Source organism: Kamptonema sp. PCC 6506 (assembly GCF_000180455.1).
Taxonomy (GTDB): Bacteria; Cyanobacteriota; Cyanobacteriia; order Cyanobacteriales; family Microcoleaceae; genus Kamptonema; species Kamptonema formosum.
On record NZ_CACA01000025.1, the window covers coordinates 1 to 6,495 of the forward strand.

The following is a 6,495-nucleotide window of genomic DNA, read 5'->3' on the forward strand; positions in this document are numbered from 1 at the left end:
AATTAGCAATTAGCAATTAGCAATTAGCAATTACCAACTAACAACTAACAACTAACAACTAACAACTAACAACTAACAAGTGCTATTATGAATTGTGAACTGCTGCAACAAGTGCGGGTGTTAGATCCCGTTTCTGGAACCGATAAAATTGCTGATGTTCTGATCGCAAACGGTGATATTAAAACAATTCAGGAAAGTATTTCTGACTGGCCGCCAGATACTCAAGTACGGGAATGCCAAGGTCTAATTTTAGGGCCTGGATTGGTGGATATTTACAGCCACAGCGGGGAACCGGGGTTTGAAGAACGGGAAACTCTGGAATCTTTAATCAAAGCTGCGGTGGCTGGTGGGTTTACGCGGTTGGCGATTTTACCGACGACGACACCGCCGTTAGATCGTCCGGGGGGTTTAGCTTTGCTAAAATCTAAAGTCTCCAATCCGCAGGCTCGAATCCAATTCTGGGGTGCTCTTACCTTGGGTTTAGAAGGGCAACAGATGGCAGAGCTGGCAGATTTGGCGGATTCGGGGGTAATCGGGTTTACTGATGGTTTGCCGCTGTCTAATCTGGCTCTAGTGAGACGTTTGTTGGAATATGTGAAGCCTTTTGATTTGCCTGTGGCTTTTTGGCCGTGCGATCGCAGATTAGCAGGAAATGGGGCTGCCCGTGAGGGAGTGCAGTCAATTACTTTGGGTTTGCCCGGAAATCCCGCGATCGCAGAAACTTCGGCTTTAGCAGCTTTATTGGAATTAGTTGAGGCGACGGGTACTCCTGTCCATATTATGCGCGTTTCTTGCGATCGCAGTGTCGAACTCATTAAAACCGCTAAGAAACGAGGATTACCTGTAACTGCGAGTACAACTTGGATGCACTTATTGTTAAATACGGATGCGATCGCCGGGATTGGGGAGTGGGGGAGCGGAGGAGCGGGGGAGATGGGGAGCAGGGGAGCGGGGGAGCAGGGGAGCGGGGGAGATGGGGAGTGGGGGAGATTTTCCTTTCCTTATGACCCTAGTTTACGCTTAGAACCACCTTTAGGTAATCCTGATGACCAATTAGCGTTAATTCGAGGGGTGAAGGAGGGAGCGATCGATGCGATCGCTATTGACCACAGTCCCTATACTTATGAAGAAAAGACCGTTGCCTTTGCAGATGCTCCCCCAGGGGCGATCGGCTTAGAATTAGCATTGTCTTTACTGTGGCATAAATTAGTTGAGACAGGCCAATTGTCTGCTTTGGAATTGTGGCGGGTTTTAAGTGCAGGGCCATCCCTTTGTATCAGACAAACTCCCGCCGTCGCAGTACCCGGAATCTCTGCGGAATTGACTTTGTTTAACCCTCAACAGAGTTGGAAAGTCGAACAGGCAAGCCTCAAATCCCTCTCTGTAAATACCCCTTGGTTAGGTCAACAACTTATCGGCAAAGTTGTGAAAACATGGAACCGCCAAGGCGGTTAGGGGCTAGGGACTAGGGGCTAGAGGCTAGGGAAGAGATGGGGAAGATGGGGGAGAGGGAGGAGATGGGGAAGGTAAGTAGGAGGGATTAGCCATTACCAATTACCAATTATCAATTACCAATTATCAATTACCAGTTAACAGTTAACAGTTAACAGTTAACAGTTAACTATTTCGTTTTAGTGGGATAGAGAGGATCGGGATTTACATATCCAGCACGATTAGGAGGCCAAAAACGCACAACTGCACGGCCGATGATATTGCCGCTAGGGACAAAACCCCAGTAATGGCTGTCACAGCTAGCATTGCGGTTGTCGCCGAGCACTAAGTAAGAATTTTTGGGTACGATCGCAGGCCCATAGGGGTAATGCGGGATTTCTTCAATATACTTTTCCTGAATAGGCTGATTATTGATGTAGACCTTTCCCTCCTTAACCTCCACCTGTTCTCCAGGTAGTCCGATTACTCGCTTAATATAAGCATCTTTCAGTGGGGGTGGCTGTCCCGTACACAGACTCGCAGAGTCGGGAGGCATGAATACCACAATATCTCCCCGTTCCGGCTCTTGAAAGCGGTAACTCAGCTTATCTATAATCAGGCGATCGTTAATCTGCAACGTTGGCAGCATTGAGCCTGTAGGAATGTAGCGAGCTTCAGCAACTAAGGTACGGATGCCAAAGGCCAAGACTGCTGCTAAGCCAATCGTCTTGAGTCCTTCTATCCAGGGATTTTCGCGGTCTTGAGAGGAATTATCATCTGCTGCTGGCTTGTCTGGACGAGGCATAAGCTTTTAATGACTGGACTGGGTACAAATTATAACAGAATGGCATGAAAACCCTCTGAACTTTAGTTCAGAGATGAAAGACCGTAACAGGACTTTTTCACCTGCCTCTGGACAATTCTATTGCTATTTGTATGTGAATACTATAAATTATAACAATTAACAGTTAACAGTTAACCGTTAACCGTTAACTGTTAACCCTTAACAATTAACTTTAGCTCAAAATTATGCCAACACCGTCAAGCCTGCTTATTCGCCGCGCTCGTATCCTTTTACCTAACGGTGAGTTGATGACGGGCGATGTTGGGATATGCGGTGGAGAAATAGTCCAAGTCGCGTCTGAAATCCCTAGCCTTGATGGAGGTGTTGACAGAGAAATAGACGCGAATGGTTTAACTTTGTTACCAGGAGTTATTGACCCGCAAGTACACTTCCGAGAACCAGGGTTAGAACACAAGGAAGATTTGTTTACAGCTAGCAGTGCTTGTGCAAAGGGTGGCGTGACATCATTTCTAGAAATGCCAAATACGCGGCCGCTGACTACTACTCAAGCTGCTTTAGATGATAAGCTCAGGCGTGCCGCTGAAAAGTGTTTAGTTAATTATGGTTTTTTTATCGGCGCAACTGCTGAAAATTTGCCCGATCTACTAGATGCTCATCCGACACCAGGGATTAAGATTTTTATGGGTTCGATGCACGGCCCGTTATTGGTGGGTGGGGAAGAGAAGTTAGAGGCAATTTTTAGTAATGGCAAGCGGTTAATTGCCGTTCATGCTGAAGACCAAGCTAGAATTGAACAAAGGCGGCAGGAATTTGCAGGAAGTATAGATCCTGCTATCCACTCACAAATTCAGGACAATGAAGCGGCTTTATTAGCGACTAAGTTGGCTTTAAAATTATCGCATAAATATCAAAGACGGCTGCATATACTGCATTTATCGACTGGGGAAGAAGCCGAGTTATTGCGTGAAGATAAACCGAGTTGGGTAACGGCAGAAGTTACGCCACAACACTTGTTGTTAAATACAAGTGCTTATCAGCAAATTGGGACGCTAGCTCAGATGAATCCGCCTCTACGATCGCCGCAAGATAACCAAATTCTCTGGCAAGCTTTACTGGACGGCGTAATTGATTTTATCGCCACAGATCACGCACCCCATACTTTAGAAGAAAAGGCTAAAGTTTATCCAAATACGCCTTCAGGGATGCCTGGAGTTGAGACTTCTTTGCCTTTAATGCTGACGCAAGCTATGGAGGGAAAATGTACAGTTGCCCAAGTTGCTAACTGGATGTCTGCGGCTGTAGCTAAGGCTTATAAGATTCCGAATAAGGGTGCGATCGCGGCTGGTTATGATGCGGATTTAGTGTTAGTAGACTTAGAGAATTATCGCCCTGTTTTGCGGGAAGAATTATTGACAAAGTGTGGTTGGAGTCCCTTTGAAGGCTGGAATTTGACTGGGTGGCCGAGCGTGACTATCGTGGGAGGTCAAGTAGTTTATGAACAAGGGAAATTGAATACAAATGTTAGGGGAAAAGCCTTGACATTCGATCCAGATTAAGCATGAATACAGTTTATACATTGGAGATAATTGGGCTGAGATTTTGGGGACTAATTCTCTGTAAGTGTTTAAAAATTTTCTCTCTGAGCTCAGGAAGATCGCAATGAATAGAAATGCCTGCCATAGAATCCCATGCTAATGTCACTAGACGGTCTTCAATCTTGAAGTCTATGTAAATTTGGTCTATTCCCATAACTAATTCTTCAGTTTTGATGGCTGAAAAATTTTCTATGAAAATTTTTTCAAGTCGCTCGAGACATGATTCGTTTTCATCTTCTGTCTCGACAACTATCATTAACTCGTCAGGTTTGACGTAATGGGGAACTTGTCTAATTTTCATTTTTTTGCTCTTTTTCTACACCAAATCGTCGATTGTATTGGGGATTTGTTCTCGTGGCACTCTCAATGATTTCCTCCCAAGTCTTATTTTGTATATTGCGGAGATACTCAAAAGTAGGGCCGAGCTCATTACCGTACAGTTCAAGATTCCGCCTGTAAATTACTTCTCGTTGTGGAAGTGGAGTTAGGTCTTTATATTTTACCCCAATCTCTCGCCGCAGTCTATATACCTCTATGGCTATCTCTTCATCAGTTCTCCCAACCGCCCGAAGTTCTGTAACTATTGATGTTAGAGCCTTTACTTCTTCGACATAAGCTGCTCGAAGTTGTCTAAGTTGTGAGTCGTCAAAGGGTTGGTTGGGATTGGAGATATCAGTCATGGGATTGTTTGTTTAATGGTAAACTTGAAACAAATAAAAAATCTCAAATCTCCAATTTAAAATCCGCTAATTCTCCAATCCCAACTATCTCAACTTGCCGCCCCCGATCCTGATAAGTCAAACAAATCTGCAAATAATTATCAGGTTTATATTGTAACCTTTCTGCCCATTCAATGGCCACAATTCCCAGAGGCATTTCTATCCCTTCCCAGTAAGCTTGTAAATTTAATGTCTCCACTTCCCTAATTTCCAATCGATACAAATCCAAGTGATAAAGAGGAACGCGACCATCTAAATACTCATTAATTATGGTAAAAGTGGGACTATCAATCGAGTCTTTAATTCCCAATCCTGCACCGATTCCTTGAACTAGGCTAGTTTTGCCCGCACCTAAATCTCCTTCTAATAAAATTACGCTACCTGGGGGGAGCGATCTCCCCAATGCCATCCCTAAACAGCGCGTGGCCTCAGCATTTGGCAGAGAGATTTTCATATTCAAGCCCCGATAACAGTTATTGAGTACAAAGGAATTGTCAAGGAATTGTCTATGTTTCTAACTCAAAGCTACATTCCAAGTCCAATTAATTATTTTGAGCCTTGCTGTACCATCGTAACAGGACTCTTGCTAACCGCTGAGAATTGTGCCGCACTAAACCAGTTTTCTCATCTTCATCCATAACATTAGTGAAAACTATTCTCCGTCCTAATCTCGTGATTTCCTCGCGGTCTAAAATAACTGGATTGCAGCCTTCTAGAGAGTAGCGAATTATGGCTTTTGCAGAAGGAACTTTGCGTTGTACTACTACTGCATCAAATAGCTGTTGACCGCAGGCGTTATCAATAGCGCGGATGTGGTCGGCGACAGTATATCCTTGAGTTTCGCCGGGTTGGGTCATAATGTTGCAGACATAAATGCGGGGAACTTGGCGAGATGCGATCGCCTCTGCGATTTCAGATACTAAAAGATTCGGAATTACACTCGTGTAGAGACTACCAGGGCCAATAATAATATAATCAGCTTCTTTAATTGCTTGTAAAGCTCTTGGCAATGCTGGAGGATTAGCCGGAGTGCAGCCAATTTTGAGAATTTTACCATTAGCTTCTGTAATGCTGGATTCGCCATCAATTCTGCGACCGTCGGCTAATTCCGCCCACAGATGAACGTCGCTGAGAGTAGCAGGGAGTACTTGTCCTCTAACGGCTAAGACTTTAGAACTAGCTGCGATCGCCTGTTCCAAATCTCCAGCAATATCGCTCATCGCCGTTAAAAATAAATTCCCAAAACTGTGACCAACTAAACCGTCACCGGCCCGAAACCGATATTGAAACAATTCAGTTAATAACTTTTCTTCATCTGCCAAAGCTGCCAAACAGTTGCGAATATCTCCCGGTGGCAAAACCCCAATTTCCCGGCGCAATCGCCCAGAAGAGCCGCCGTCATCTGCTACGGTGACGATCGCTGTAATATTAGCGCTGTAATCTTTAAGTCCCCTCAACAAAGTAGAAAGACCTGTACCACCACCGATCGCCACAATCTTCGGCCCTCGGTGCAAGCGGCGGTGATTGAGAAGGCGATCGACCAATTCCTCGTCCCCTTCTGGCATCAGCACGCTTGTAATCGAGTTCAAGCTACGGTTTTGACCCCAAAGGATGAAAAGAATACCCCCGATGAGCATCAGTGGGCCGGAGATATAATTGGGTACGACGGCCGTAATCCATCCCAAAAAATGTTTGAGGAACTGAAGGGTGTAAAAAATTGGGGTCATTCCAGTCCAAATCGCTAGGCCCAGACTGGTGAGGATTACGCCCCCCGCACTTAAAAGCAGCCAGCGTTTCACCAGCAATCCAGGGGCCAACCACTTAAACCACTGGTACACGCGACCAACACGGTATGAGCGGCTGGAACGGTCAGGATGCAGAGCAAAGGTCTGTTTTGCTTTAACAAGGGCGCGGAGAGCTTTAGGAAGCGAACTAATTGACATGG

The 6,495-nt window shown here is 45.2% G+C and carries 7 protein-coding genes; 2 read left to right on the forward strand and 5 right to left on the reverse strand.

Going from position 1 to position 6,495, the window contains the following annotated elements; genetic code table 11:
* The first annotated feature begins 87 nt into the window (after positions 1 to 87).
* A complete protein-coding gene (locus OSCI_RS01470) occupies positions 88 to 1,455 on the forward strand; it encodes a dihydroorotase (protein ID WP_007353066.1) in 1,368 nt (455 codons plus the stop codon).
* Between the two features lie 166 nt (positions 1,456 to 1,621).
* Here the strand turns inward: OSCI_RS01470 and lepB are convergent, their stop codons facing one another.
* Positions 1,622 to 2,236 (reverse strand): signal peptidase I, encoded by a 615-nt coding sequence (gene lepB / locus OSCI_RS01475; RefSeq protein WP_007353067.1) that lies wholly within the window; start codon positions 2,234 to 2,236, stop codon positions 1,622 to 1,624.
* Positions 2,237 to 2,460: 224 nt separating this feature from the next.
* Here lepB and OSCI_RS01480 point away from each other — a divergent pair, with 224 nt between their 5' ends.
* The gene (locus OSCI_RS01480) at positions 2,461 to 3,792 is read left to right on the forward strand and encodes a dihydroorotase (protein ID WP_007353068.1); all 1,332 of its coding nucleotides are present in this window, start codon (positions 2,461 to 2,463) and stop codon (positions 3,790 to 3,792) included.
* A 13-nt stretch (positions 3,793 to 3,805) separates the two neighbouring features.
* Here OSCI_RS01480 and OSCI_RS01485 read toward each other — a convergent pair whose 3' ends face one another.
* From OSCI_RS01485 to OSCI_RS01500, 4 genes are all read right to left on the reverse strand, one after another.
* On the reverse strand, positions 3,806 to 4,132 hold the full coding sequence (locus tag OSCI_RS01485) for a hypothetical protein (protein WP_007353069.1): 327 nt from the start codon (positions 4,130 to 4,132) through the stop codon (positions 3,806 to 3,808).
* Positions 4,122 to 4,511 (reverse strand): hypothetical protein, encoded by a 390-nt coding sequence (locus OSCI_RS01490; protein WP_007353070.1) that lies wholly within the window; start codon positions 4,509 to 4,511, stop codon positions 4,122 to 4,124. The genes OSCI_RS01485 and OSCI_RS01490 overlap by 11 nt, the downstream gene beginning before the upstream one ends.
* Before the next feature lie 43 nt (positions 4,512 to 4,554).
* Positions 4,555 to 5,004 (reverse strand): bifunctional alanine racemase/tRNA (adenosine(37)-N6)-threonylcarbamoyltransferase complex ATPase subunit type 1 TsaE, encoded by a 450-nt coding sequence (locus OSCI_RS01495; protein ID WP_007353071.1) that lies wholly within the window; start codon positions 5,002 to 5,004, stop codon positions 4,555 to 4,557.
* Positions 5,005 to 5,092: 88 nt separating this feature from the next.
* The gene (locus OSCI_RS01500) at positions 5,093 to 6,493 is read right to left on the reverse strand and encodes a gluconeogenesis factor YvcK family protein (protein WP_007353072.1); all 1,401 of its coding nucleotides are present in this window, start codon (positions 6,491 to 6,493) and stop codon (positions 5,093 to 5,095) included.
* Positions 6,494 to 6,495 lie beyond the last annotated feature (2 nt).